We start from the raw sequence: 23430 nt of genomic DNA, 5'->3' as shown, positions 1-23430 counted from the left end.
CTATGTTGATCGAGGAGACGTTCGCCGCCGCCGGGGTGCGGGGCCGGCTGCACGCGCGGGACATCGACTCGGGCCGCACGGTCGGGTTCGGCGCCGGCGAGCAGGTCGTGCTGTCGTCGATCGTGAAGGTGCTGCTGGTCCTCGAGTTCGCCCGGCAGGTCGCGTCGGGGGCGCTCGACCCGGCCGAGCGCGTCGTCGTCGGCGCCGGCGACCGTTTCGGCGGCTGGGGCACCGCCGGGTGCGCCGACGACGTCGAGCTGTCGCTGCGGGACCTCGCGTACTTCGCCATCTCCATCAGCGACAACACCGCCGCCGACGTGCTGCTGCACCGGCTCGGCGGCCCGGACCTGCTCGCGCTGCTCGCCGCGGAGCTCGGCCTGGACCGCACGCGGGTCGTCGGCGGCCCGCGGCAGATGCTGGAGTCGATGTTCGCCGACATCGGGGCCCGCGACGACGCGGAGTTCGCGCGGCTGTTCCCGACGCTGCCGCCGGAGCGGGTGGCGGCGCTGCGCGTGTTCGACCCGCGGCGCACGACGTCGAGCACGCCGGAGGAGCTGACCCGGCTGCTCGGCATGCTCTGGCGGGACGAGGCGGGACCGCCGGCGGCGTGTGCCGCGGTCCGGGAGCTGATGGGCCGTCAGATGTCGTGGACGAGGCTCCGGTCGGGGTTTCCGGCGCCGGTACGGGTGGCCGGCAAGACCGGCACGCTGCCGGGGCTCGCGATGGAGATCGGTGTCGTGGAGTACCCGGACGGCGGGCGTTACGCGGTGGCCGTGTTCGTCGACGGGGGCGGCCGCACGCCCCGCATCGACGTGGACACCGCACTCGGCCAGGCCGCGGCCGCCGCCGTCGACATGCTGCGTGACCAGCGCTGATATCCAGTCGCGTATGGGCGGTGCGGCGGGCTGGTCTTGGACAGGCCGGCCGCGCCGGTGCTTGGGTGGGCGTCATGTCCGAAACACGTGATCTGAACCGGCGTGCCCTCATCCGTACCGCCGTCGCCACCGGCTTCGCCGCCACCGGGGTCGCCGCGGCGGGCCCCGCGGTTGCCGCTCCCGCAGGCCGGGCCGGCACCGCGACGCTGCGGTGGTTCGGCACCTCCGGCTGGCGCATCGACGTCAACGGGCGCACGGTGCTCGTCGACCCGTACCTCACCCGCTTCCCGACTGGACTGTTCACCGGCGCGTTCGACCCGGCGACGCCGCTGCGGGTCGACGCCGACGCGATCGGCTCGCGGATCGGCGCGGCGGAGACGGTGTTGGTCACCCACACCCACTGGGACCACTTCAACGACGTGCCGCACATCGCGAAGACCGTCCCGGGCGCGCGGATCCTCGGCACCCTCACCGCCTACCACCTCGCGCTCGCCTCGGGCGTGCCGAGCGGCCAGGCCGTCCCGGTCAAGGGCGGCGAGCACCTCGACTTCGGCGACTACACCGTCGAGGTCGTCGCGTCGCTGCACAGCCGCAACGCCGGCTACTCCCTCGCGTTCCCCGGCGTGCGGCTCACCCCGCCCCCGGCGCCGCGGACGATCGGCGACCTGCCGGAGGGCGACACCCTCGCGTACCAGGTGACGATCGCCGGCGGCCCGAAGCTGTTCTTCATGGGCGGCAGCGACTTCGTCGAGCGCAACCTGTCCGGCCTCGCCCCTGACGTGGCGATGGTCGCGCTGCCGTCGGCCGGCGTCGTGCACGACTACACCCGCCGGCTGCTGGCGGCGCTGGACCACCCGCGGGTCGTCGTGCCCGTGCACTGGGACAACTTCGAGACCCCGCTGCGCAACCCGCCGGCGGTCGCGGCCGGCGACGCGGCCAAGCTCGACGCGTTCGTCGCCGCGATCCGCGAGGCCTCGCCGCGCACCCGGGTGCTCCTGCCGTCGTACGACACCCCGTACACCTTCTGACATTTCGGCTTCGGTCACGTTCGCGACGTGCGCAATCCTGAGCGCCAGTTCCCTGGTCCAGTTCCCGTCGGGCCTGGCGCTCTTCGGGGCGCGGGAAGGGTTCCGGCCGTTCAAGAACGAGGTGTCGATCGGTTCCACGACGTTCTGGCCCGACGGTGTGTTCCGGGACGCACAGGAGCAACCTGAGTGCGGCGCAACCGGCGACGCCGGATGGCCTGCGCTCGCCCGTGACGAGAAGACGCTGTACTTCGTGGCCCGGACGCCGCCGCCGGATCGCAACGACCGCATGACCCTGACAGCACAAGGACAGACGTTCGTCTGCGTGCTGGGCACGGTCGACGGGCGATCTGGCGTGTGGGCCTTCCGCGCCGACGACGGCAAGCTGGTCAAGTCGTGGGTCGGGCCGTATCGACAGTTGTCGGCCTCGCCGGACGGAGCCCGGCTGCTGACGGTGAAAGCGATCGGCACGAAGCTCGAACCCAGGTCCTCGATCTCGGGTGAACTGCCGGGCGTCATGAGCTGTCGACCGAGGCTCCGAGGCGGCGTTCTGTCACGGGACCACCTCCTGATCAGCGGGGTGCCGGGCGGACGTCGTGGGCGGCCTCGCGGATGTCCGGGTCGGGGTGGTGGCGCAGGGTGTCGAGGCGGTGCAGCTGGGGGTCGGTCCACGTGCCCTGGATGGTGGCGAGGCGCAGCCACAGCAGGGTCGCGGTGAGGACGGCGGGGAAGCGGGTCGGGTCCGCGTGGTCGTGCAGGGTTCGCCAGGTGTCGGGGTCGATCCGATGTGGACGGTCGGCGGTGGCGGCGAGCAGGCGGTCCCACAGGGTGAGGTCGGGTGGCGGGGCGGTCGGGTCGAGGAGGTCGGCGAAGGCGGGCCGGGCCAGCAGGTTCGCCCGCGCCGACGGCAGGTCCAGCGGCGTGAGGGCGCGTTCGAGGGTGTGGGCGGCGGTGCGGAAGGCGGCCGGGAGGACGGACCAGGCGTCGCGTCGGACGGCGACGGTCATGGCGGGCAGCCGCTCCCGGGCCGCCTGGGCGGCGAGCAGGTCCACGGCCGCGGACCAGGGGAGGTCGCCGGCGGGGGTGCCGAGCGCGGTGCCCAGGGTCGCGCGGGCGGCCTCGAACACGTCGTCGGGCTGGTCGACGCCGACGAGCCGGGCCACCGCGTCCAGTCCTTCGGGCGCGTACCGGGACCAGCGTCCGTACGCGGCAAGGATCGCCGGGTCGGGCGTGTCGAGGGCGGCGGCCAGCAGGCGGGCGACGGCCGGGCGCCGGTCGACCGGGATCCGTTCGACCGGCGTCGCGAGGATCGCCTCGCGGACGGCGTTGGGCTCCGCACCAGGCCGCACCGCGGCGGTGAGGACGTCCGCGACCGTGTGCCCCGCGTCGGCGGCGGCGGACGTGACCAGGGCCGTGGCGACGGTGGCGCGGACGTCGCGGTGAAGGTCCGGGCGGTGCCAGGCGTCGAGGAGCGCGGCGACGGCGGCAGGGGAGCGCAGCGCGCCGAGCGCACGCGCGGACTCCTTCGCCGACGCGACCTTCGTGCTGCGCAGCGTGGCGGCGAGCAGCTCCACGGCGGCCGTCTCGGTGACCGTGTCGAGGGCGGAGCGCAGCGCCCGGGCGGCGGCGCGGGCCCGGTAGCCGACCGGGTCGTCGACGCGGCCGGCGAGGCGGGCGAAGCCGTGCGGCAGGCGCGCCATCGCGCTCAGCGCGGCCACCGCGATCCGGCCCTGGTCCGCCCCGGCCAGCCCGGCGAGCACGTCCGGGTCGTCGAGCACGCGGATCGCCGCGATCCGGTCGGCCGGCTCGGCGTCGGGGTCGGTGGCCTGCTCGGCGGCGGCCTGCCGGTACCAGTGCCGCTGCGCCGGACGCCAGGCCCGCAGCGCCGCCGGGGTCGCCGGGACGAGCGGGCGCAGCGAGCGCACCTCCGGCAGGTCGAGCAGGTCCGTGTGCCGGGTGGTGAGCAGCCGGGCGATCTCCGGCTCGCGGGCGAGCGCCGGGTCGTGCCGCAGCAGCGTCCGCACCCGTTCGGCCCGGTCCGCGGGCGCGCCGCCGGCCCAGAGGCGCGCGGCCTCCCGTACCGACTCCGCATCCGCACCGCGAAGGACGATGCCGTGCAGCCGGTCGCGCAGGCCCGGCAGCGCGTCCAGGTCGGGGCCGAGCTGTGCGGCGACCCCGAGCAGCGCCCGGTCGTCGAGGTCCGCGGCGGCCGGCGATGTACGACATGGCGGCGCGGACGGGCGGGCGCAGGCGCGGCGCGTCGTACCACCGGCCGAGGCCGGGCACGGTGCGGGAGTACTGCAGGAACACCTCGGCGGCCCGGTCGACGGCCGCGGCGCCGGCATCCGGGCGGTTCGCCGCGTCGAGCGCGACCGCCGGCGTCCGGCCGAGCCAGTCGTCGAGGTGCTGCCGGGAGCGGGGCGCGCCGTCGGGGCGGGTGAGCGTGGCGTGCGCGACGGCGGCGACGAGCGGCACCGGCACCGCGTCCACGCTGCGGGCGGGCGCCGCGGCGAGCCGGTCCAGCACCTTCTGCTGCACGTCGTGCTGGTCGGTCCAGGCGCGGCCGGCGCGGCCGATCGCGTCGGCGAACGCGGTCCGGTCCGGGTCGAGCGTCGCGCTGCGCAGCAGGGCCGGCCAGCCCGCCTCCCGCTGTTCGGCGCGGTGGCTGCGGGTCAGGGCGAGCAGCGGGTCGCGCACCTCCGCGTACGGCAGCAGCGCGAGCATCTCGGGATCCTCCGGGCGCCGCGCCAGGCGGTCCCGTGCCGCGGCCACCCGGTCGGCGTACGGCAGCACGCACAGCTCCGTCGTGAGCGCCTGGCCGTCGGGGGCCATGCGTCGAGGGCGGTCCGCCGGCGGGCGGGAGGGAGCGCGTCGAGCGGCGCGGCGCGGCCGTCGCCGTCGGTGCGGCGGGCGAGCCCCGCCAGGTCGGCAGCCGGCAGCGCGCGGACGATCCGGCGGGCGCGGCGGGGCAGCCGGCCCGGCCCGTGCGGCCGCGGCTCGACCGACCAGAACTGGCCCGCCCGCAGCGCGGCGCGGCCACGGCGTCCGGGGTGCCGTGATCGTGCCAGCGCAGCCCCGCCGCGACGATCGCGGCCGCCACCGGATCCCGCCGCACCGCCGCCTCGAGGTCGGCGCGCCCCGGCGACCAGCGCCGCCGGCCATCCGTGCCGCCGTCCTCGGCGAGCCGCCGCGCGACCGCGACCGGCGCCGTCCTGGCGAGCCGGCGCAGGTCGTCGATCGTCACCGGCAGCGCCGGCAGCCACCGCTCGACGACCCCGGCGGCGCAGGCCGCCAGCAGCAGCGGCCGGTCGCGTTCGGGCACCTCCGGCAGCAGCGACCCGGCGAGCCCGCGCCGTCCGGAGCGGCGCAGCACCGCGTACACCTGCCGCCTGGTCGAGAACGGCGTGGTCAACGCCAGCCGTCGCAGCGTCGCGTCGGACACCGGCAGGCGGATCGCCGCCGACAGCGCCCGCCCCCGCACCTCACCGTCGCCGAGCGCCCGCTCCACCGCGGCGACGTCCCGCCGCACGACCGCGACGAACAGCCCGTCGTGCCGCTCGTCGACGTCCCCGCCGTCCAGGCGCGCGTGCAGTCCCGGTACTCCCGCTGGCTCATGCTCAGCGCGATCCGGGCGATCGCCCGCCTCCGCGCCGGCGCGTCGAGACCGCCCGGAATGGCGTCGAGAAGGCTCAAGGCGCCCACGATACGGAGCGGCGGACGTCCGCACCGCACACGATTGGATCGGGCCCGCCGGGGTAGCCGGTGAACGGTCCGCCGGCATCGCGGGAAGGAGTTCACCGTGCAGCATCGACCGCTCGGCCGGACGGGCGTCTCATGCGGCGACCCCGCCGGCAACGGCTGGGCCAGCCCGTCCCTGCGGCCGGAGGCCCGCCGCCGATGATCACCCGCTACGGCTCGCAGCCGTCCACGCCCGGCCCGGCGGAGAACTTCACCGGCGAGGTCCGCGTCCAGCCGCTGTTCACGCCCGAGGAGACGGCGCCATACAGCGGCGCGTACGTCACGTTTCAGCCCGGTGCGCGCTCGGCCTGGCACACCCACCCGGCCGGCCAGCGGCTGATCGTCACGGACGGCGTCGGCCGCACCCAGCAGGAGGGCGGGCCCGTCGAGGAGCTGCGCCCCGGCGACGTCGTCTGGTGCCCGCCCGGCGTCAGGCACTGGCACGGCGCCGGGCCGGCGTCGCCGATGACCCACCTCGCCCTCACCGGCGTCCGGGACGGCCGGGCCGTCGAGTGGCTGGAGCAGGTCACCGACGAGGAGTACGACCCGGGGCCACCGGGCCCGGGCGGCACCGCAGCCGCGTGACGGGGGTCAGGCCACCGGGAACGCGACGTCGAAGACCTCGTCGCCGGCGTCACCACGTGCAGCTCAGGCACGTCCCGCAGCTGGATCTGCATGCTGGTCGTCTCCGCTCCCGGCGGGTGCCTCCCGCCGCCGCACGCCAGGATGTGCCCTGCCCCAGGGACAAGGTCAAACCGCCGTCAGATCAGGAACGACCGGCGGGTCTCCGCGCCCACGTTGATGGTGCCGACGAGCGTGCCGGCGTGGTCGTACACGTCCGTGCTCCGGTTGCTGCGCATCACCTCGCGGATGCCCGGCGGCAGCGCCGGCGGGTCGTCCTCGGTCAGGCGCATCCGGGTCGCGGCGGCGATGAGCAGCGACACGAGCCGGGCGGCGTCGGCGGTGGCCGGGACGCGGCCGTACTCCCAGCCGGACACGGTGAGGTCCAGCAGCTCCAGCGTGTGCACCAGGAGCAGGTTGGGGTCGGTCAGCACCATGGCCCGCTTGGCGTCGGCCTCGACGGCCGTCAGCGCCGCCGCCAGGTGCACGTACGGGAACAGCCCCGTCGGCAGCTCCGTCAGGCGGTACCGCAGGTGCGGCCCCATCTGCCGGTACAGCGCCCGGTAGTCGCGCCGGTCCACGCGGTGCCCGCGGACCTGCGCCTGCACGTCGGCGTACGTGTGCTCGGCCGTGTCGTGCACGATCCGGGTCGCCACCGACAGCCCGTCGTCGCCGGCGAACACCTGCGCCAGCGAGGCCGCCTGCTGCTGCCACCCGCCGGCCACGTGCGGCCCGTACCGCTGCCGGACGTCGGCCAGCAGCGCCTCCTGCCGTGCCGGGTCGACCAGGACAGCCCTGCCGGCCGCCTTGCGCCGGAACCACCGCATGCCCCGCTCCTCACCTCACGCCGATCGATCATGATGTCGGTACGACCAGTACACCATTCGACGCCGACGCATCCCTTGCCCGTCCACCCGTGGGCCGGGTGGCAACGCATATATGGTGGGGGTATGGCTGAGGTTGTCCTGTTCCACCACGCACAGGGACTGACGGCGGGCGTCGTCGCGTTCGCCGACGAGCTGCGCCGGGCCGGGCACACGGTGCACACCCCCGACCTGTTCGACGGGCGCACCTTCGACAGCATCGAGGCGGGCATGGCATACGCCACCGAGCTCGGCTTCCCCGGCGAGATCCTGGACCGCGGCGCCCGGGCGGTCGCGGACCTGCCGGCCGAGCTCGTCTACGCCGGCTTCTCCCTCGGCGTGCTGCCCGCCCAGCGGCTGGCGCAGACCCGCCCCGGCGCCCGCGGCGCGCTGCTGTGCTACTCGTGCGTGCCGGTCACCGAGTTCGGCGCCGCCTGGCCCGCCGACGTGCCGGTCCAGGTGCACGGGATGGACGCCGACCCGTTCTTCGTCGGCGAGGGGGACATCGACGCCGCTCGCGACCTGGTCGCCCAGGCGAAGGACGGCGAGCTGTTCCTGTACCCGGGCGACCAGCACTACTTCGCCGACAGCTCCCTGCCGACCTACGACCCCGAGGCGACCGCGCTGCTCATCCGGCGGACCCTCGACCTGCTGGGCTGACGGCCCGCAGCGCGTCGAGCAGCCAGGCGTAGGCCGGCACGGCCGCCGGTCCCGGGTCGGTGCCGTGCAGGACGGCGAGCAGCTGCCAGTAGCGCTCGACCCGGGGGTCGGCGACCAGCTCCAGCCACCGGACGAACGCGGCCCTCTCCTCGGCGGGCAGGTCGGCCGGGACGATCCGGTGCACGATCGCGCGCGCCTCGGGCGAGCCGGCGGCGACCCCGCGGTCGACGGCGCCGCCGGCGTGCTCGAGGACGAGCGGCCGGATGTTCAACCCGAACTCCAGCCGCGGGTCGCTCAGCACCATCGTGCGGACCTTGCGCCGGAACGCGGTGCCGGCGACCAGGTCGGCGAGCTCCTGCCATGCGACGGCCCGCGCGACGGACCGCGCGTCGGCCGGGTCGTCCGGGAGGTCGGTGGGCAGCTCCCGCATCCATCCGGCCACCACCATGCCGTCGGGGTCGGTCACACCGTCGAACACGGTCGCGACGAAGTCGTCGATGACGGCTTGCCGCTGCTGTACCGACAGCGGGTCTGGCGTGCTGGTCACGGTCACTCCTCGGTCGTGTCCCTACATGGGTGGGAGCGGTTCGCGGGCGTCGACCCACTCGGCGGGCACGCCGTCGAGGCCGGTGCGGGCGGCGACGATGCCGCCGGCGATGGCGCAGGTCGTGTCCATGTCGCCGCCGGCGCTGACGGTCGCCCACAACGCCTCGGCGAGGTCGTCCAGGTGCCGGGCGGCGCACCAGATCGCGTACGGCACGGTGTCGGGGGCGGAGATCAGCGTCCCGCAGCCGACCTCGCCGGCGATCCACCGCGGCTCCCGGTCGAACGGTCGCCGGCAGAGCCGGCGGAGCCGGGCGGCGACCTCGCTGTCGGGTGTGCGGTCGGCGACCCGCGGCAGCAGCTCGTCGGCGGGCACCCGCCGTGCCGCCAGGGCGGCCGCGACGGCCACGGCGACCGCGCCGGCGGCCGCCTCGGGGTGCGCGTGGGTGACCGCCGCGGACAGGGCCGCCTGCTCCACGACCAGGTCGAGGTCGTCGGCGAACCAGGCGCCGAGCGGGGCGACGCGCATCGCGGCGCCGTTGCCCCACGAGCCCTGGCCGTCGAACTGGGCGGCCGTGACCGTCTGCCAGGCCTCGCCGTCGCCGATGGCCTGGAGCACGCCGTGCATGGACGGGCCGTAGTTGCGGTACGGGTCGGCGGCGTACGCGTCGGCGAACCGGCGGGCCAGCTCGTCCTGCACGACCCGGCCGTGCTCGCGCAGCGTCCGGTACAGCGAGACGGCCATCGCGATGTCGTCGGTCCACGGCCACGGGCCCTGCGGCACCAGCCGCTCCTCGATCTGCCACCGCATCTGGTCGGCGGGCCGGAAGAACCAGGTCTCGCCGAACGCGTCGCCCAGCGCCGTCCCGTGCAACGAGCGGGTCGCGGCGTCGACGTCGGTGATCACCGTCCGATCGTGGCAGCCGGTCACCGCGCCTGTCGAACCGTTTCCGCGCACCACCCGCCGCGCTGTGCGACTGTGCGACCGTGCGGCCGTGCGGCCGTGCGGTTGGGTGGTGGGTGCACGGACAGGCCGGCGGTCAGGCGAAGTCGGCCGCGGTCATGCCCTCCGGATGGCCGGGCGGCCACTGTACGAGCTCGATGCGGTACCCGTCGGGATCGGTGAGCCAGGACGTGGCCATGCCCCCGCCGTGGTCGGTCGGCGGCTCGGCCGTGATGCCCCTGCCGGCCAGGTCGGCGACCGTGGTGCCGAGGTCGCCGACCTGGACGACGAGGTGGTTGACGGCGCCGGTGTCGGCGACCGGCCGGGCGGGGTCGTGCACCAGCTCGAGGCTGACGAACGGGTCGCCGGGCAGCTGCAGCATCGTCAGGCTGCCGAACCCGGTCTCCGGGACGTGGCCGACCTTGGCGTAGCCGACCGCGGTGTAGAACGCGAGCGAGCGCTCCAGATCCGTGACCCGCAGCCCGAGATGCAACATGCGCATGCCCGGCAGATTACCGTCCGTGACTACGCGACCCTGCCGTAGCCGTACAGCGTGTCGATGTCGACGGGAGCGACCTTGACGACCGTGCGGCTGTTCGGGGCGTGGATGATCTGGTTGTTGCCGATGTAGATGCCCACGTGCCCGAGGCCGTTGTAGAACACCAGGTCGCCGGGGGCGAGCTGGCTGCGGGAGATGTGGCGCACCTTCGACCACTGCTCCGCGGCGTTGTGCGGCAGCGTCACGCCGGCCGCCTTCCACGCCATCATGGTCAGGCCCGAGCAGTCGAACGTGTTCGGTCCGGCCGCGCCCCACACGTACTTCTTGCCGAGCTGAGCCCAGGCGTAGTTGACCGCCTTGCCCGCGTTGCCGGACACGGCCGGCGGCTTGGCCGGGGTCGTCGCCGGGGGCGGGGTGGTGGTCTTGACCTTCGCCGCCGCGGCGGCCGCCTCGGCCTTGGCCTGCAGCGCGTCGAGGCGGGCGATGTCACCCTCGATCTTCTTGCGGCGGGTCTCCAGCTCCGTCTTCTGCTGGCTCTGCGCGGCGAGGGTCTCGTCCAGGCGCCGCTGCTCGGCGTCGAGCGCGCCCTTCGCCGCCGTGTACGCGGCCAGGTCCCGCTGCTGGCTGTGCGAGATCTGCTGGAGGGTGCCGACGCGGGCGGCGAGCGTGTCGGTCGACGTCGCCCCCAGCATCAGCGACAGGGTGCCGAGGTTGCCCCCGGTCTTGTACGCGTTGACCGCGAGCGCCGAGGCGTCGTCCTGCGCCGTCGCCAGGGTCGCCTGCAGCGGCGCCATGTCGGCCCGGAGCTTCGTGATCGCCGCCTGGGTGGTCTCCAGGTCGCCGTTGACCTTGTTGTACAGCTCGACGACGTGCTCGACCTCTTGGTTGCCCTTGTCGATCTGGGCCTGGAGCTCCTGCGGCGTCGGGTCCGCCTGCGCGGCGCAGGCCGGGGCGATCATGGCCGCCACCGCCAGCGCGACGACCGAGGCGCGGAGCGTCGTACGTCCGTTGAACACGGCACAGTCCTTCTTCGCTGACCGCCTACCGGGTTAGCTGACGGATTCGGGCGAGAAGAAGGCGCGCCCTACCGCGCCCCGGTGTGGCGGGCGCGGATTCACCCCATGGGGAAGCCCCGGTTGGTTCCCCGGCTCGCCGGCCGCACGCATCGTGCCCGCGCGACCGACAACTCGGCGGTGGCTGCCCGGCCACCCCGGCGGGGCGGGCGATGTCCGGCAGGCCGGCCCAAACGTAACGCCGGACCACACTGCCAGCGCTCGATCTAAGCCACACTTAACGTAGACACAAGACTGACCTGCCCGGCGTCTCACCGGTGGCGGTCGGTGGAGCGGGCCATGACGGCCAGGCCGAAGACGGCCAGCAGGGCGAGGGCGGCCGGGATGAGGAACACCCGCGGGAGCCCGATGGCGGCGGCGCCGGTGCCACCGGCCGCACCGCCGAGGGCGGAGGCGAGCGCGGTGGAGCTCATGAAGATCGCGGACGCGGTGGCGACGGCGGTCGGCAGGAGCCGCTGGGCGACGATGATGCCGAGCGTGGCGAAGACGCCCCACACGCCGCCCATGAGGACCTGCCCGGCGAACAGCCCGGCGGCGTTGCCGGTGACGGCGAAGCAGACGTTGGCGGCGACCCCGAACCCGGCGCCGAGGACCATCAGCTCCATCATGCCGGTCCGGCGGGCCACGACCACGGCGACGGGCATCAGCACGATCTCGACCAGCGGCTGGATGCCGATGACCGCGCCGCTGAGGCCGGCCGGGAAGTGCAGCTGGTCGTTCATGTACAGCGGCAGGTACGCGTACTTGACCGGCTCGCCGGCGTACACGAGAACGTAGAGGCCGGTGAACGCCAGCAGCGGCAGCATCGCCCGCAGGCCGGGGCCGCGATGGCCGGCCCCCGGTGCGTCGCCGGCCCCGTCCGGTGCCGGCGGTGCTGTCCGGAGCGCGCCGAGCGGCACGATCTGGGCGAGCGTGCAGACTGCCGTGGCGACCAGCATGGTGCGCAGCGACGTCTGCGCCGCCAGGAACGACCCGGCCACCGGGCCGATGACCCAGCCGCCGGTCAGGGCCATCCGCACGACGGCGACCACCCCGTCGTTGTTCGGGCCGGGGTGCGCCTTGAGCTCGTCGTGGACGGCGGCGAAGAGCTGCGACGTCGCGGCGCCGCCGAACCCGCCGACGACGGCGCTGATGACGTAGGGCATCCACAGTTCGGTGGAGTACGCGATGCCGATCCAGCCCACGAACCCGGCGGCGGCGCAGATGCGGAACAGCCCGAGTCGGCGTCCGGTGCGGTCGGACCGCCGGCCGACCAGGAACCCGGCCACGGGCGCGGCCAGGTTCGTCAGGTAGAACAGCCCGGCCGCGGTGAGGGAGGCGTGCAGGTCGTTGACCAGGAACGTCGCGATCTGCGGGGCGGCGGCGGAGAAGCCGAGCGCGGACAGGAACACCGCGAGCGTGGCGCCCCGGTAGAGCGGTGAGGCGAGGGTCAGCCGCAGCGCCGACGCGTGCGCCGTGGGCTTGTCGAGCGCCGGATCCGCCGGCTCGACCTGCTCGGGAAGGACCATCGGCTGCGCCTCCGCATCGCGCTGCGGGGGGCAGCGGCTCGCCGAATTCTTCCAATGGAAGAATCTGTGGTCAAGTGCCCGGCGGCGATGGCAGCAGCCGCTCGAGCAGGGCCAGCGCGCGCCGTACGTCCACCGCCTCGGGATCGAGCAGCCACTGCAGCTGCAGCCCGTCGGACGCCGCGATGACCAGCGCCGCCGCGTCGTCGGGATCGATGTCCGCGGCGATCGCGCCGGCGCGCTGGCCGGCGCGGACCCGCTCGGCGAGGTGCGAGCGCAGCAGCCGGAAACGGTCCCGCACGAACTCGTGGGTGAGCGGGTGCTGCCCCGCCTGCAGGGCGTCCGTGGTCAGCGTGGCGTACAGCTCGACCAGGCCCGGGATCGTGCGGTTGCGCTCCGCGCTGCGCTCCATCAGCCGGACCGCCGACACCCCGTCCTGCGGCGCGCCGCCGTGCTCGACCTGCTCGTGCGCCCGGTACACCTCGACCAGCAGCTCGTCGCGCGACGAGAAGTAGTACCGCAGCGCCGCGTGCGACACCCCGATCGCCGCACCGATCGCGCGCAACGACGCGTCCACGCCCCGCTCCGCGAACAGCGCGATGGCCTGGGACAGGATCTCCGCCCGCCGCACCGCGGCCTTGCGGTAGGAGCGTCCCGCTGTGCCGTCGTTGCCCATGCGCGCATCGTACGGAGCACCGGCGCCGCCCCCTGCCGGCGCCGCGCACGGGCTAGGCTTCCGCCATGTCCCGGCTGAGCAGGTTCGGCGCGGTCTCGACGGAGCTGGCCCTGCTCAGCGACGCCAGGCTCGCCGAGCTCGTCGACAACGCCGAGGCGCTCGGCGTCGGCGTCGGTGGCGCCTCGGCCCTGCTGGACGTCGCCGGCACGCCGGTCTTCGTGAAGCGGCTCGCGCTGACCGACCTGGAGCGCCTCCCGCGGCACGTGCGCTCGACGGCGAACCTGTTCGACCTGCCGACGTCCTGCCACTACAGCGTCGTCGCGCACGGCGGCGGCGGCTTCGGCGCGTGGCGGGAGCTGGCGGCGAACACCATGACGACGAGCTGGGTGCTGGCCGGCCGGACCGAGGCGTTCCCGCTGCTCTACCACTGGCGCGTGCTGCCGGGCGCGCCGCCGCCCGCCGAGGAGCACCAGGACATCGACCGGGCCGTCGCGTACTGGGACGGCTCGGCGGCGGTGCGGCGGCGTCTTGAAGCGCTCGCGGCGGCGTCGGCGAGCGTGGTGCTGTTCCTCGAGTACGTCCCGCAGCGCCTGGACGCGTGGCTGCGCGAGCATCCGGACGCCGTCGGCACGGTGCAGCGCCGCCTGGCCGCCGCCGTCGCCTTCATGAACGCCAACGGGCTGCTGCACTTCGACGCGCACTTCGGCAACATCCTGACCGACGGCGACCGGCTCTACCTGACGGACCTCGGGCTGGCCACGTCACCCCGGTTCGAGCTGACCGCGCAGGAGCGGGCGTTCCTCGTGCACCACCGGGAACACGACGCGAAGTACGCCGTGCGGGAGCTGCTGAACTGGATCGTCGCCAACGTCGCCGGGATCACCGGGCCCGCCGAGCGCCACGCCTACCTGCGCCGGTGCGCGGCGGGAGCGGCACCCGACGGGCTCCCCGCACCGCACGCGGAGATCGTCGCGCGGCACGCACCGGTCGCCGCGGCCATGAATGACTTCTTCTGGCAGGTGTACGGGGTGACCCGCACCCCGCCGTTCCCGGAGTGACCCGCCGAGCGGTGGCGGCGCTGTATCGGTACCTTCAAGCACATGTATGCCGGCGCAGCGAGCATGAGGCCGCGGGAGGCGCGTGCCCTGCTGGCGCGGGCCGGCCAGATGCAGGACGACGCCGAGACGGTCACCGGGACCGTGGCGGCGGCGCGGCAGGAGGTCGTCGCGGCGTACGAGGTGGCGCGCGAGCCGCAGGTGTGGGACGCGCTCGGCAAGATGTCGATCGAGACGGTCAAGGACACCGTGGACGGCCGGGCGCGGCTCGACGAGCTGCCGGCGCACGGGATCTGCTCGGTGGCGGACGTGCTGCGGGCCGGGCCCGAGCGGCTCACGAAGGTGCCGGGGATCGGGGCGGAGACGGCCCGCAAGACCATGACCGCCGCGGAGCAGCTCAAGCGGGCGGCGACGGACTCGCTGCAGTTCAGGATCGAGTTCGACCCGAAGAACGCGGACATGACGCGGCTGGTGCGGGCCCTCGCGGTGTGGCGCGGGGTGTGGCAGGCGGCCGGGGCGCAGGAGACCGACGCGCAGCGGTGCCAGGAGCGGCTGGCGGCGCAGCGGCCGATGGCCGGGCCGGCCGGGGCGGGCCCGTGGCGCCGGATGTTCATGCGGGCCGCGCACAGGACCGCCGCGGCCGAGGCGGCGCACGCCGTACAGGCGACGCTGCACGAAGCGGAGCAGGCCGGCCTTCCTGAGGCGGCGCGGGAGGTGCGCAAGGTCCGCACGCCCGGCGACCGGTGGGTGTGGCGGGACTTCGAGCGCCACTCGGCGGACTACTACGGCCTGCTCAGCCAGGTTGTCGGGCTCGGCGGCGACGTCGCGGCCAGCGAAGGGTTCCTGCCCGCCGACATCGTCGAACGCGTCGGCGCGCAGCAGCTGGACACGTCCCGGCTCAGCGACGGCCTGCGGCTGCGCGGCTACCAGTCGTTCGGTGCGCGGTTCGCGCTGGTGCAGCGGCGGGTCGTGCTCGGCGACGAGATGGGGCTGGGCAAGACGGTGCAGGCGATCGCCGCGATGGCGCACCTGGCCGCCCGGGGAGCGACCCACTTCCTGGTCGTCTGTCCGGCGAGTGTACTGATCAACTGGTCCCGCGAGATCGCCCGCCACTCGACCGTCCCCGTCGTCACGTTGCACGGCAACGGGCGGGCGCGGGCGGCGGCCCGGTGGCGGGCCCAGGGCGGCGTCGGGGTCGTCACGTTCGGGTCGCTGGGCGCGGTCTCGCTGCCGCCGCCCCGCCCGGCGCTGCTGGTCGTCGACGAGGCGCACTACGTGAAGAACCCCGACGCGAAGCGCTCGCAGGCGGTGAACCGGGTCGCGGCGGAGTCCGACCGGGTGCTGTTCCTCACCGGCACCCCGATGGAGAACCGCATCGACGAGTTCCGGGCGCTGATCGAGCACCTGCGGCCGGAGATCGCCGCGGACATGGGGCCGGAGCACGCGGCGATCAGCGTCGAGGCGTTCCGCCGGGCGGCGGCCCCGGTGTACCTGCGGCGCAACCAGCCAGACGTGCTCACCGAGCTGCCGGAGCTCGTGCAGGTCGACGAGTGGGAGGAGTTCGGCGCCGAGGACGCCGCCGCCTACCGCGTCGCCGTCCAGGAGGGCAACTTCATGGCGATGCGGCGGGCCGCGTTCGTGACCCGCCGCCCGCGGGACTCGGCGAAGCTGACCCGGCTGCTGGAGCTGACCCAGGAGGCCCTGGCGGCCAAGCGGCACGTGGTGGTCTTCTCGTACTTCCGGGACGTCCTGGCCGTGGTGCACGCGGCGCTCGGCGCCGACGCCCGCGGGCCGATCACGGGGTCGACGCCGGTGGCCGACCGGCAGCGCATCGTGGACGAGTTCACCGCCTCCCGCAAGCCCGCCGTGCTGGTCTGCCAGATCGAGGCGGCCGGCGTCGGCGTGAACATCCAGGCCGCCTCCGTCGTGATCCTGTGCGAGCCGCAGGTGAAGCCCTCGATCGAGGCCCAGGCGATCGCCCGCGCCCACCGCATGGGCCAGGTCCGCACCGTCCAGGTCCACCGCCTGCTCATCGCGGACTCCGTCGACGAGCGCATGATCGAGATCCTCGGCTCGAAGGCCCAGCTCTTCGACGCGTACGTGCGGCACAGCACCATCGCGCAGGCCTCGCCCGGCGCCGTGGACATCTCCGAGGTCCAGCTGGCCCGGATGATCGTCGCCGAGGAGCAGCAACGCCTCGCCGGCGCCCTGGTCAACCGGTGACGTCCGGCTGTTCGGCCAGGCCGCGGAGCCGGCGCTTGATGCGGTGGGACAGCGTGGCGTTGCGCTGGGCGACGTGCGCGAGGCGGTCGCGGGCCTTCGCCGCCAGCAGGCTGTCATCACCGAGCAGCCGGGGGAGCGCCGCCGCGGCGTCCCGGTAGATCTGCTCGGCCTCGTCGGTGTCGCCGCCGCCGGTGCGCCGGGCGGCCAGCTCCAGCCGCAGCTGCCACGTGCGGGGCCGGTCGCGGCCCATGACCTCGTCGGCGGTGCGCAGGGCGGCGCGCAGCTCGGCGATCCCGGTGGCGGGGTCGCCCGCCTCGATCAGGCAGTCCCCGAACCGGAACCGGGCGAGGACCGTCCGGGGGTGGGTGTCGCCGTTGAGGTCGCGGTGCTTGCCCAGGGCGGCCCGGGCGATGCGGACCGCGTCGGCGTGGATGGCCCTGACCTCGTCGGCGCGGGCCGGACCGGCGGGCACGGCCCGCGCCTGCCGGGTGCGGAGTTGGCAGTACGCGTCGGCGGCCGCCAGGCGCAGCGGGTGGCCGTCGCCGTGCTCGCGGAGCTGCCGGTTGAGCGCGGCCGCCTCCGCCTGATCGATGTCGAGCCCGCCGGCGTCCGGCAGCCCCGCCGAGGCCAGCACCGTCAGGTGCTCGTCGCAGCGGATGACGGACGCGTCGAACGTGCCGCCGCCGAGGTCGTAGACGAGCACCCGGGCCCCGGGCCGGACGCCCACGTCGTGCCGCACCAGGTGCGTCCCGGCCGCGACCGGCTCCGCCACGAGGTCGACCTCCGCCGCGCCGGCGCGTCCCGCCGCCGCCCGCAGCACGTCCTGCCGGAGCCGCCCCCAGCCGGCCGGGTGCGTCAGCGTCACCCGCCGCGGGCGCTCGCCCCCGGTCAGCTCGGCCGCCGCCCGGAACACCCGCCCCAGCACCGCCCCGACCAGGTCCTCCACCCGCACCTCGTGCGCCCCGAGCAGCACCCTGCCGTCGTCGACCCGCTTCTTCGGGTGCGGCTCGAAGCACTCCGGCCGGATCCTGGCCGCCCGCAACGCATCCCGCCCGACCAGCAGGCTCCCGTCCTCCTGCGCGCACACCGCCGACGGCAACAGGGTCGATCCGGCATTCACCGGTCCCGGCGACCCACCGTTCTGACGCCGGCCGGTATCCATCGACCACGCCGGCAGCCCAGGGCCTATCGTTGCCAGGTGCCCGACGCCGACCGCGCCCGCCTGGCCAGGATCGCCGCCAAGCTGACAGCGGCCCGCGCCCTGCCCGCGCTCCCGGCCGCGTTCGGCGTGGAATCACACGGGTGCGTCCTTGAACCGCCCGTGCCCGAGGCGGCCGTGACCGCGTTCGAGGAGCGGCACGAGGTCACGCTTCCCCCGGCGTACCGGCTGTTCATCACCGAGCTCGGCGCCGCCGGCGCCGGCCCGGGCCACGAGATGCCCGGCCTTCCGCAGAAGTGCTGGGACGGAGGGTGCCGGCCGGGGCATCTGGCCGAGCCGAGCCCGTACCTGCCCGGGCCGCGGTACTTCGGCGACTGGCAGCAGCGGTACGAGGATCCACCGGGCCCGGTCAGGAACTTCCTGCGGGGCACGGTGTCGGTCGCCGCCCATGGGTGCTCGCTGCTCACACAGTTGGTCGTGACGGGCCCGGCGCGCGGCCGGTTGTTCAATGTCGACTTTGAGAGTGAGGTCGGCCCATACGTCGTCGAGGACGCCGACTTCCTCGCCTGGTACGAACGGTGGCTGGACGAGGCGGTCGCCGGCCACTACGTCGGCTGGTTCGGCGAACGGTCCGAGCCGGACGACGAGGTGACCATCGCCGAGGACGCCGCGAGGTACACCACGTCGCGGACCGCGCCGGACCTCGTGGTGCTCGCCGTGCTGGGCAGGCTGACGCTCGCCGACGTGCTGCCGGAGCTGGCGCAGGAGGAGGTCGAACGCCGCCGCCGCGCCGCATACGCGCTCGCATGGACCCCATGGGGGGCCAAGACCGAGGCCATCGGCAGCCAGGTCAGCGAGGACGTGACCCGCGAGCTGCTGCACGACCCGGACCCACTGGTCCGTTACCACGCTGTCGCAGCGGTGCGCTGGTACTCCCAGGGGAAGCTGAACGCGGTGCTGCGCGAGCGCCAGAAGACCGAAACGGACGGCTGGGTCCGGCACGTCCTCGACTGGAGCCTCGACGGACCGTACAGCGACCCGTGGATTCAACGGGCGTTCACCGGCGCGGACGACCCGCCGTTCTGATCCGGGGTGGCGTCAGCGGTTGAGGAGGCGGGACAGGCTGGCGACGACCGCGGTGGTGAGGACCCAGCCCATGATGATGAGGGCGGCCGCGACGTACTGGGTGGAGCCGGTGGCGTGCCAGGCCGAGTCGTGGCCGAGGTCGATGATGGGGAGCAGGAGGTCCAGCGCGTAGAGCGCGGGGTTCCAGTCCGGGGAGTCCGCCGGGGTACGGGCGACCGGCGGCCACACGGTGAAGGCGAGCGCGCCGAGCACCCAGCAGGCCAGCAGCCACAGGGCGGCCAGCCAGGTGCGGTAGCCGTACCCCACGAGCGCGTCGAGCAGGTAGCCGGCGAGCCGGCCGGGCCAGTGCTGCGTCGCGCGGCGGCGGCGGTGCTGCTCCAGCAGGACGCGGCGGGCCTCGGTGTCCTGGCCGGCGGCGCGGTACGCCGAGGCGAGCTGCTCGTAGGGCTGCGGCGCGTAGCCGTCGGGGCTGCGGCGCAGCCAGCCGAGCCGCTGCCGGACGTCGACCGTGGCCAGGCGGCCGGGGTCGTCGGCGCCGTCGTCGAAGGTGCGCGGGATCAGCAGCCGGTACGTGCAGCCGACGAGATCCAGCCGCTCCGGCCACACCCGCGGGTCGTCGAACAGCGTGTCCACCTTGAGCCCGGACAGCCGGACCCGCCCGTCGGGAGGGGTGCGGAAGCACATCCACAGGCTGCCGGCGGTGGTGCCGCCGAGGTGCAGCGCCCAGCGGTCCGGGCTGCGGACGGTCGCGTCGACGAACCGGACCTGCCCGCCGACCTCGGCGTGGATGAGCAGCAGGTCGCCGTCGGCGGTGAAGCCGCCGCCCGCGCGCAGGTTGCCGCCCACGCACAGCCGGTCGGCGCCGATCGCCCGGCCGCCGGGGTTGGTCAGCGTGGCGCCGTCGAGCAGGAGGTTCCCGCCGAGCTGGGCGCCGCCCAGCCACAGCTCGCCGGCGGCGTGCAGGCCGTAGCCGCGGAGGCTGCCGCCGACGGTGAGGCGGGCGGCGGCGAGCGCGTTGCCGCCCGGGTTGTGCAGCCGTGCCTCCGACAGGTCCAGGTCGCCGCCGACCCGGGCGTCGCGGAGGTCGAGCGCGCCGCCGACCTCCGAGGCGGCGCAGCTGACGTCGCCGCGCACGGTCGCGAGCCGGGCCTGCAGGGCGGGCAGCCGGCAGCGCACCAGGTGCAGGTCGACGAGGTCGGCGCCGGAGACGTCGACCGGTGCGTCGAACGTGCAGTCCTGGAACTCGACCGGCACCGCCACCACGGCGTGCGCGACGTCGAGCGGCCCCGTGACCGTGGCGCCGCGCAGCCGGAGCGCCGCCCGTGGGTGCGCCGCGCGGTCCGCCGGCCGGCTCAACAGATCGGCGAGCGCCGCCGCTCGTACCGACGCCGCCGCCGCTGACAGGTCGACCACGTCGCCGGCGAGGAACCCCGCCCGGACCTGCCGCTCGGATGACGTCAGCGAGTGCGGGGGCCGGCGCATCCAGCGATGATCGCAGATGCCGCCGGCCGGCGCTCACCCAGCCACGGCGACGATCCGGTCGCTGGGGACCGTGCCGAGACCTTGGCCGTGAACCGCTGACCCGCGCTGAACTTCGGCTTCATGGCGCCGGTGGCCATCGTGTGCTCGACGCGCTCGTCCGCGGCGGTGCAGCCGGCCAGCAGCAGCGCCGCGCAGTGCAGGATCCGCGGGGTCACCGGCGTCCCCGCAGCAGCGAGACGCGGAACTCCCGCAGCTCGCCGGTCGCGAACCCGCCGGCGATCGCGGGATCCTCGTCCATGATCCGCCGGGCCGCCGCCTCGTCGGGCGCCTCGAAGACCGCCACGCCGGTGTTGGTCTCGCCGAGCGTCGGGCCGGCCAGGATCAGCACCCCGTCGGCCAGGAGCCGCTGCAACCGCTCGAAGTGCAGGCCCCAGGCGGCCCGCTCCTCGTCGGTCATGGTCGCCGCGAAGTTGGCCCGCGGCGGGTGAATGAAGTAGATCCATTCGGCCATGGCACCGATCGTCCCATGGGCTCGTCGCGCGGCATCTCCGCACCTCGGGCGAGGCGATAAGCGTAAAATGTCCAAGTACAAGGCGCGACGGGGGCGATGCCGGTGGAGACGACTGCGACGGTCGGCTACCGGTTGCTGTTCCAGCACGCGCCCGCGCTGCTGCTGGTGCTGGACCCGCAGCTGACGATCGTCGAGGCCAGCGACGCGTACCTGGCCGCCACGATGTACACCCGGGAGGGCCTGATCGGGCGGGACGTGTTCGACGCGTTCCCCGTCAACCCCGACGACCCGGACGCGGCCGGGGCCGTGACGCTGGAGGCCTCGCTGCGGCGCGTGCTGCGGGACCAGACGACCGACGTGATGGCGATCCACCAGTACGACATCCCGCGCATCGGCGGCGGCTTCGAGAAGCGGTTCTGGGCGCCGGTCAACGAGCCCGTCTGCGACGGGGACGGCCGGCTGCGCTGGATCGTGCACCGCGCCGACGACGTCACCGCCTACGTGCAGTCCCGGCAGGACGGGCTGCGGTTCGCGCGGCTGGCCGAGCAGCTGCGCACCAGCAACGCCCGGGCGGAGGCGGAGGTCTTCGCCCACCAGCGGCTGCACCAGGAGCATCAGGTGCTGCAGGCCCTGCTCGACAGCATCGACGCGGCCGTGGTCGGCTGTGGCCACGACGGCCGGGTGGCGCTGGCCAACGACGCCGCCCGCGACCTGCTCGGCGCCCAGATCGCCGTGCCGCCCACCGAGTGGGGGCCGGCGCTGCACCTGCACCACCCGGACGGCCGCCCGATCGCCCCGGACGAGCTGCCGCTGGTGCGGGCGCTGCGCGGCGAACGGGTGCGCGACGCCGAGATCGTGCGGCGCACCCCGGGCGCGCCGCGCCGACACTTCCGCGTGAACGGCCGGCCGGTGCTCGGGCAGCCGGGGCTGGCGGCGGTCGCCGCGATCCACGACGTGACCGTGCACCGCCGGACCGCGGCGCTCAAGGAGTGCGAGACCCCTGGTCGGCCAGGCCATCAGGGGGCCGGGGCCGGTCGACGGCATCCTCGCCCGGGTCGTGGAGCTGGTGGGTTCGAAGACCGAGTGGGCCGCGGCCGAGTTCTGGACCGTCGACGACGTGGCGTATGTGCTGCGCCGCGCCACCCACTGGGTCGACCGCGGCCACGCGCTGCCGCGCCCGGTGCGCGACCCGCTGGCGTGCGGCGAAGGCATCCCCGGCCGGGCCTGGCAGGCCGCCGCGCCCGTGCACGAGGCCGACCTGCTGCTGGACCTCGTCATGCCCGGGCTGAACGGCCTGGACGTCTGCCGCGCGCTGCGCGCCGACCCGGCCACCGCCGACGTGCCGATCCTGATGCTGTCGGCCTACGCCATGCCCGCCGACCTGCAGGCCGGCCTCGACGCCGGCGCCGACGACCACATGATGAAACCGTTCCAGAGCGACGAGCTGATCGCCCGCTGCACCGCGCTGATCAAGTGATCAGACCTCGTACGGCTGCACCACCACGAAGTGGCCCTGCATCCCCATGAACTGCAGCGCGAGGCCTTCGCCGCTGTCGCCGGCGTAGAGCTGCCGCGACACCCTGACCTGCGTCGTCACCGACACCCGCAGGCCGGACGTCCAGGCGACGACGGCCTTCATGTCGGCGAACGTCGGCCCCTGGCACAGCAGCGTCACCGGCGTGCCCCGGGTCATGACCACGATCGCGCCCTGCCCGGACACCACCAGGTGGAACATGCCGCCGCCCGGGATGCCGGGGCTCTCGATCCGCGCGATCTCCGTCTGCAGGGTGGCGTCGAACGCGAGCACGTTGTCGGCATTGACGCACAGCGACTGGCCGTTGAGCTCGACGATGTGCAGGTCGGTGGCGTTCTCGGCGAGGAACACCTCGCCCTGGCCCTTGCACGTCATCAGCTTCAGGCCCTGGCCGGTGACGGCGCCCTCGAACATCGCCCGCAGGCCGCCGGAGCCCTTGTAGATGAACTCGACGTTGCCCTGGTAGGCGACCATCGACCCGCGCCGTGCGTGCACCTCCGGCCCGAGCGTCACCTTCACCATCTTGCTGCTCTGCTTCGTCCACCGGCCGGTGGTCGGCGCCTCCCGGTACTTGTCCAGGCTCGTCATGACCCCGGGCCGGACCCGCTCGGGCTGCGGCGGCACCGGCCCACCGTGTGGCGGCGGCAGGTGTTGTACCGGTGGCGCCTGTACGGGCTGCGGCGGCGGCGCGAAGGACGGTGGCGCGAAGGACGGCGGCGCCTGGACGGGCCGCGGCGGCGCTGCCTGCACGGGCGGCGGCGCCTGTACCGGCGGCGGCGCGAACGCCGGCGGCGCCTGCACGGGCGCCGGTGCCGGCTCCGGCTCTTCGTCCACGGTCCCGCCGTAGGAGCGGATCAGGTCCGCCAGCCCGCCGGCGAACCCCTGCCCGACGGCCCCGACCCGCCAGACCCCCTTGCGGTACACGTCGCCGATGATGATCGCCCGCTCGGCGCCGAAGTCCGCGCCGGTGAAGCCGTACCGCACGACCTCCTGCCCACCGGCCACGATCCGGATGTGCCCCGACCGCAGCTGCCGGGCGGTGCCGGCCCCGTCGATCGACGCGCAGAACGACAGCTTCGCGATCTTCTCCGGCACCCTGCTCAGCACGGCCCGGAACCCCTCGGTGTCCCCGCCCTGCGCGCCGACCTTCTGGATCGACCCCTCCGGCGAGCTCGGCTGGTTGAAGAAGATGAAGTACGCGTCGTCGGCCATCCTGTTGGCCGCGTCGAGCCCGAAGCACGAGATGTCCCAGGTCAGCCCGGGCCCGTCCAGGAACACCCCGACATACAGCTCGTCCGCGCTGGTCAGCGCCGACAGCGGGCTCTTCTGTCCCCGGGTGAACACCTGAGCCACGTGCTC

At 74.7% G+C, this 23430-nt stretch carries 21 protein-coding genes, 1 pseudogene and 1 riboswitch; of the genes and pseudogenes, 9 read left to right on the top strand and 13 right to left on the bottom strand.

Annotation, left to right across the window (positions count from 1 at the left end; translation table 11 throughout):
* The first annotated feature begins 2 nt into the window (after positions 1-2).
* Complete coding sequence (locus AB0J72_RS08545) at positions 3-875, top strand: serine hydrolase (RefSeq protein ID WP_363396221.1); 873 nt, start codon at positions 3-5, stop codon at positions 873-875.
* 74 nt (positions 876-949) lie between these two features.
* Positions 950-1903 carry an MBL fold metallo-hydrolase gene (locus AB0J72_RS08540; RefSeq protein WP_363396218.1) on the top strand — a complete coding sequence of 318 codons (954 nt, stop codon included), beginning with the start codon at positions 950-952 and terminating at the stop codon, positions 1901-1903.
* Between the two features lie 569 nt (positions 1904-2472).
* Here AB0J72_RS08540 and AB0J72_RS08535 read toward each other — a convergent pair.
* Entirely contained in the window at positions 2473-4245 is a 1773-nt protein-coding gene (locus AB0J72_RS08535; RefSeq protein ID WP_363396215.1) for a hypothetical protein, read from the bottom strand.
* Between the two features lie 1552 nt (positions 4246-5797).
* Here AB0J72_RS08535 and AB0J72_RS08530 point away from each other — a divergent pair.
* Positions 5798-6223, top strand: a complete 426-nt coding sequence (locus AB0J72_RS08530; protein WP_363396212.1) for a cupin domain-containing protein — start codon at positions 5798-5800, stop codon at positions 6221-6223.
* Positions 6224-6399: 176 nt separating this feature from the next.
* Here AB0J72_RS08530 and AB0J72_RS08525 read toward each other — a convergent pair whose 3' ends face one another.
* The gene (locus AB0J72_RS08525) at positions 6400-7086 is read right to left on the bottom strand and encodes a hypothetical protein (RefSeq protein ID WP_363396209.1); all 687 of its coding nucleotides are present in this window, start codon (positions 7084-7086) and stop codon (positions 6400-6402) included.
* A gap of 123 nt (positions 7087-7209) precedes the next feature.
* Here AB0J72_RS08525 and AB0J72_RS08520 point away from each other — a divergent pair, with 123 nt between their 5' ends.
* Entirely contained in the window at positions 7210-7782 is a 573-nt protein-coding gene (locus tag AB0J72_RS08520; protein WP_363396206.1) for a dienelactone hydrolase family protein, read from the top strand.
* Here AB0J72_RS08520 and AB0J72_RS08515 read toward each other — a convergent pair.
* The 6 genes from AB0J72_RS08515 to AB0J72_RS08490 form a co-directional block, all read right to left on the bottom strand.
* Positions 7751-8329 carry a hypothetical protein gene (locus tag AB0J72_RS08515; RefSeq protein WP_363396203.1) on the bottom strand — a complete coding sequence of 193 codons (579 nt, stop codon included), beginning with the start codon at positions 8327-8329 and terminating at the stop codon, positions 7751-7753. The two genes, AB0J72_RS08520 and AB0J72_RS08515, sit on opposite strands and share 32 nt — an antisense overlap.
* Before the next feature lie 21 nt (positions 8330-8350).
* The gene (locus AB0J72_RS08510) at positions 8351-9232 is read right to left on the bottom strand and encodes an ADP-ribosylglycohydrolase family protein (RefSeq protein ID WP_363396200.1); all 882 of its coding nucleotides are present in this window, start codon (positions 9230-9232) and stop codon (positions 8351-8353) included.
* Positions 9233-9365: 133 nt separating this feature from the next.
* Positions 9366-9770 (bottom strand): VOC family protein, encoded by a 405-nt coding sequence (locus AB0J72_RS08505; RefSeq protein WP_363396197.1) that lies wholly within the window; start codon positions 9768-9770, stop codon positions 9366-9368.
* A gap of 23 nt (positions 9771-9793) precedes the next feature.
* Positions 9794-10783 carry an NlpC/P60 family protein gene (locus tag AB0J72_RS08500; protein ID WP_363396194.1) on the bottom strand — a complete coding sequence of 330 codons (990 nt, stop codon included), beginning with the start codon at positions 10781-10783 and terminating at the stop codon, positions 9794-9796.
* A gap of 7 nt (positions 10784-10790) precedes the next feature.
* A riboswitch (cyclic di-AMP (ydaO/yuaA leader) is annotated at positions 10791-10970 on the bottom strand.
* A gap of 121 nt (positions 10971-11091) precedes the next feature.
* Positions 11092-12348: an MFS transporter gene (locus tag AB0J72_RS08495; protein ID WP_363396191.1), complete on the bottom strand. Its 1257-nt coding sequence runs from the start codon at positions 12346-12348 to the stop codon at positions 11092-11094.
* A gap of 70 nt (positions 12349-12418) precedes the next feature.
* Entirely contained in the window at positions 12419-13021 is a 603-nt protein-coding gene (locus tag AB0J72_RS08490) for a helix-turn-helix domain-containing protein (protein ID WP_363396188.1), read from the bottom strand.
* A gap of 65 nt (positions 13022-13086) precedes the next feature.
* On the opposite strand from AB0J72_RS08490, the gene AB0J72_RS08485 reads away from it, so the two are divergent.
* Entirely contained in the window at positions 13087-14079 is a 993-nt protein-coding gene (locus AB0J72_RS08485; protein ID WP_363396185.1) for a serine/threonine protein phosphatase, read from the top strand.
* Positions 14080-14142: 63 nt separating this feature from the next.
* Positions 14143-16299, top strand: a complete 2157-nt coding sequence (locus tag AB0J72_RS08480; RefSeq protein WP_363396182.1) for an SNF2-related protein — start codon at positions 14143-14145, stop codon at positions 16297-16299.
* Here AB0J72_RS08480 and AB0J72_RS08475 read toward each other — a convergent pair.
* The gene (locus AB0J72_RS08475) at positions 16289-17419 is read right to left on the bottom strand and encodes an Hsp70 family protein (protein WP_363396179.1); all 1131 of its coding nucleotides are present in this window, start codon (positions 17417-17419) and stop codon (positions 16289-16291) included. The two genes, AB0J72_RS08480 and AB0J72_RS08475, sit on opposite strands and share 11 nt — an antisense overlap.
* A gap of 78 nt (positions 17420-17497) precedes the next feature.
* On the opposite strand from AB0J72_RS08475, the gene AB0J72_RS08470 reads away from it, so the two are divergent.
* The gene (locus tag AB0J72_RS08470) at positions 17498-18544 is read left to right on the top strand and encodes a HEAT repeat domain-containing protein (RefSeq protein ID WP_363396176.1); all 1047 of its coding nucleotides are present in this window, start codon (positions 17498-17500) and stop codon (positions 18542-18544) included.
* Between the two features lie 12 nt (positions 18545-18556).
* Here AB0J72_RS08470 and AB0J72_RS08465 read toward each other — a convergent pair whose 3' ends face one another.
* Genes AB0J72_RS08465 through AB0J72_RS08455 form a run of 3 tightly spaced genes read right to left on the bottom strand, consistent with a single transcriptional unit; the run spans position 18557 to position 20483 of the window.
* A complete protein-coding gene (locus tag AB0J72_RS08465; RefSeq protein WP_363396173.1) occupies positions 18557-20026 on the bottom strand; it encodes a hypothetical protein in 1470 nt (489 codons plus the stop codon).
* Positions 20002-20241 (bottom strand): hypothetical protein, encoded by a 240-nt coding sequence (locus tag AB0J72_RS08460; protein ID WP_363396170.1) that lies wholly within the window; start codon positions 20239-20241, stop codon positions 20002-20004. Before AB0J72_RS08460 ends, AB0J72_RS08465 begins: the two co-directional genes overlap by 25 nt.
* The gene (locus tag AB0J72_RS08455; protein WP_363396305.1) at positions 20238-20483 is read right to left on the bottom strand and encodes a YciI family protein; all 246 of its coding nucleotides are present in this window, start codon (positions 20481-20483) and stop codon (positions 20238-20240) included. The genes AB0J72_RS08460 and AB0J72_RS08455 overlap by 4 nt, the downstream gene beginning before the upstream one ends.
* Before the next feature lie 150 nt (positions 20484-20633).
* On the opposite strand from AB0J72_RS08455, the pseudogene AB0J72_RS08450 reads away from it, so the two are divergent.
* Together AB0J72_RS08450 and AB0J72_RS08445 are read left to right on the top strand one after the other, a co-directional pair.
* A pseudogene (locus AB0J72_RS08450) lies at positions 20634-21437 on the top strand (PAS domain-containing protein); the annotation flags it as partial.
* Between the two features lie 157 nt (positions 21438-21594).
* Positions 21595-22014, top strand: a complete 420-nt coding sequence (locus tag AB0J72_RS08445; protein WP_363396167.1) for a response regulator — start codon at positions 21595-21597, stop codon at positions 22012-22014.
* On the opposite strand, the gene AB0J72_RS08440 is transcribed toward AB0J72_RS08445, so the two are convergent.
* Positions 22015-23424, bottom strand: coding sequence for a TerD family protein (locus tag AB0J72_RS08440; RefSeq protein WP_363396164.1), 1410 nt, complete (start codon positions 23422-23424; stop codon positions 22015-22017).
* Positions 23425-23430 lie beyond the last annotated feature (6 nt).

The organism is Dactylosporangium sp. NPDC049742 (assembly GCF_040674675.1).
Classification (GTDB): domain Bacteria; phylum Actinomycetota; class Actinomycetes; order Mycobacteriales; family Micromonosporaceae; genus Dactylosporangium; species Dactylosporangium maewongense.
Note: the sequence above shows the minus strand (reverse complement) of the source record. Positions and strands in the feature narration are given on the sequence as shown.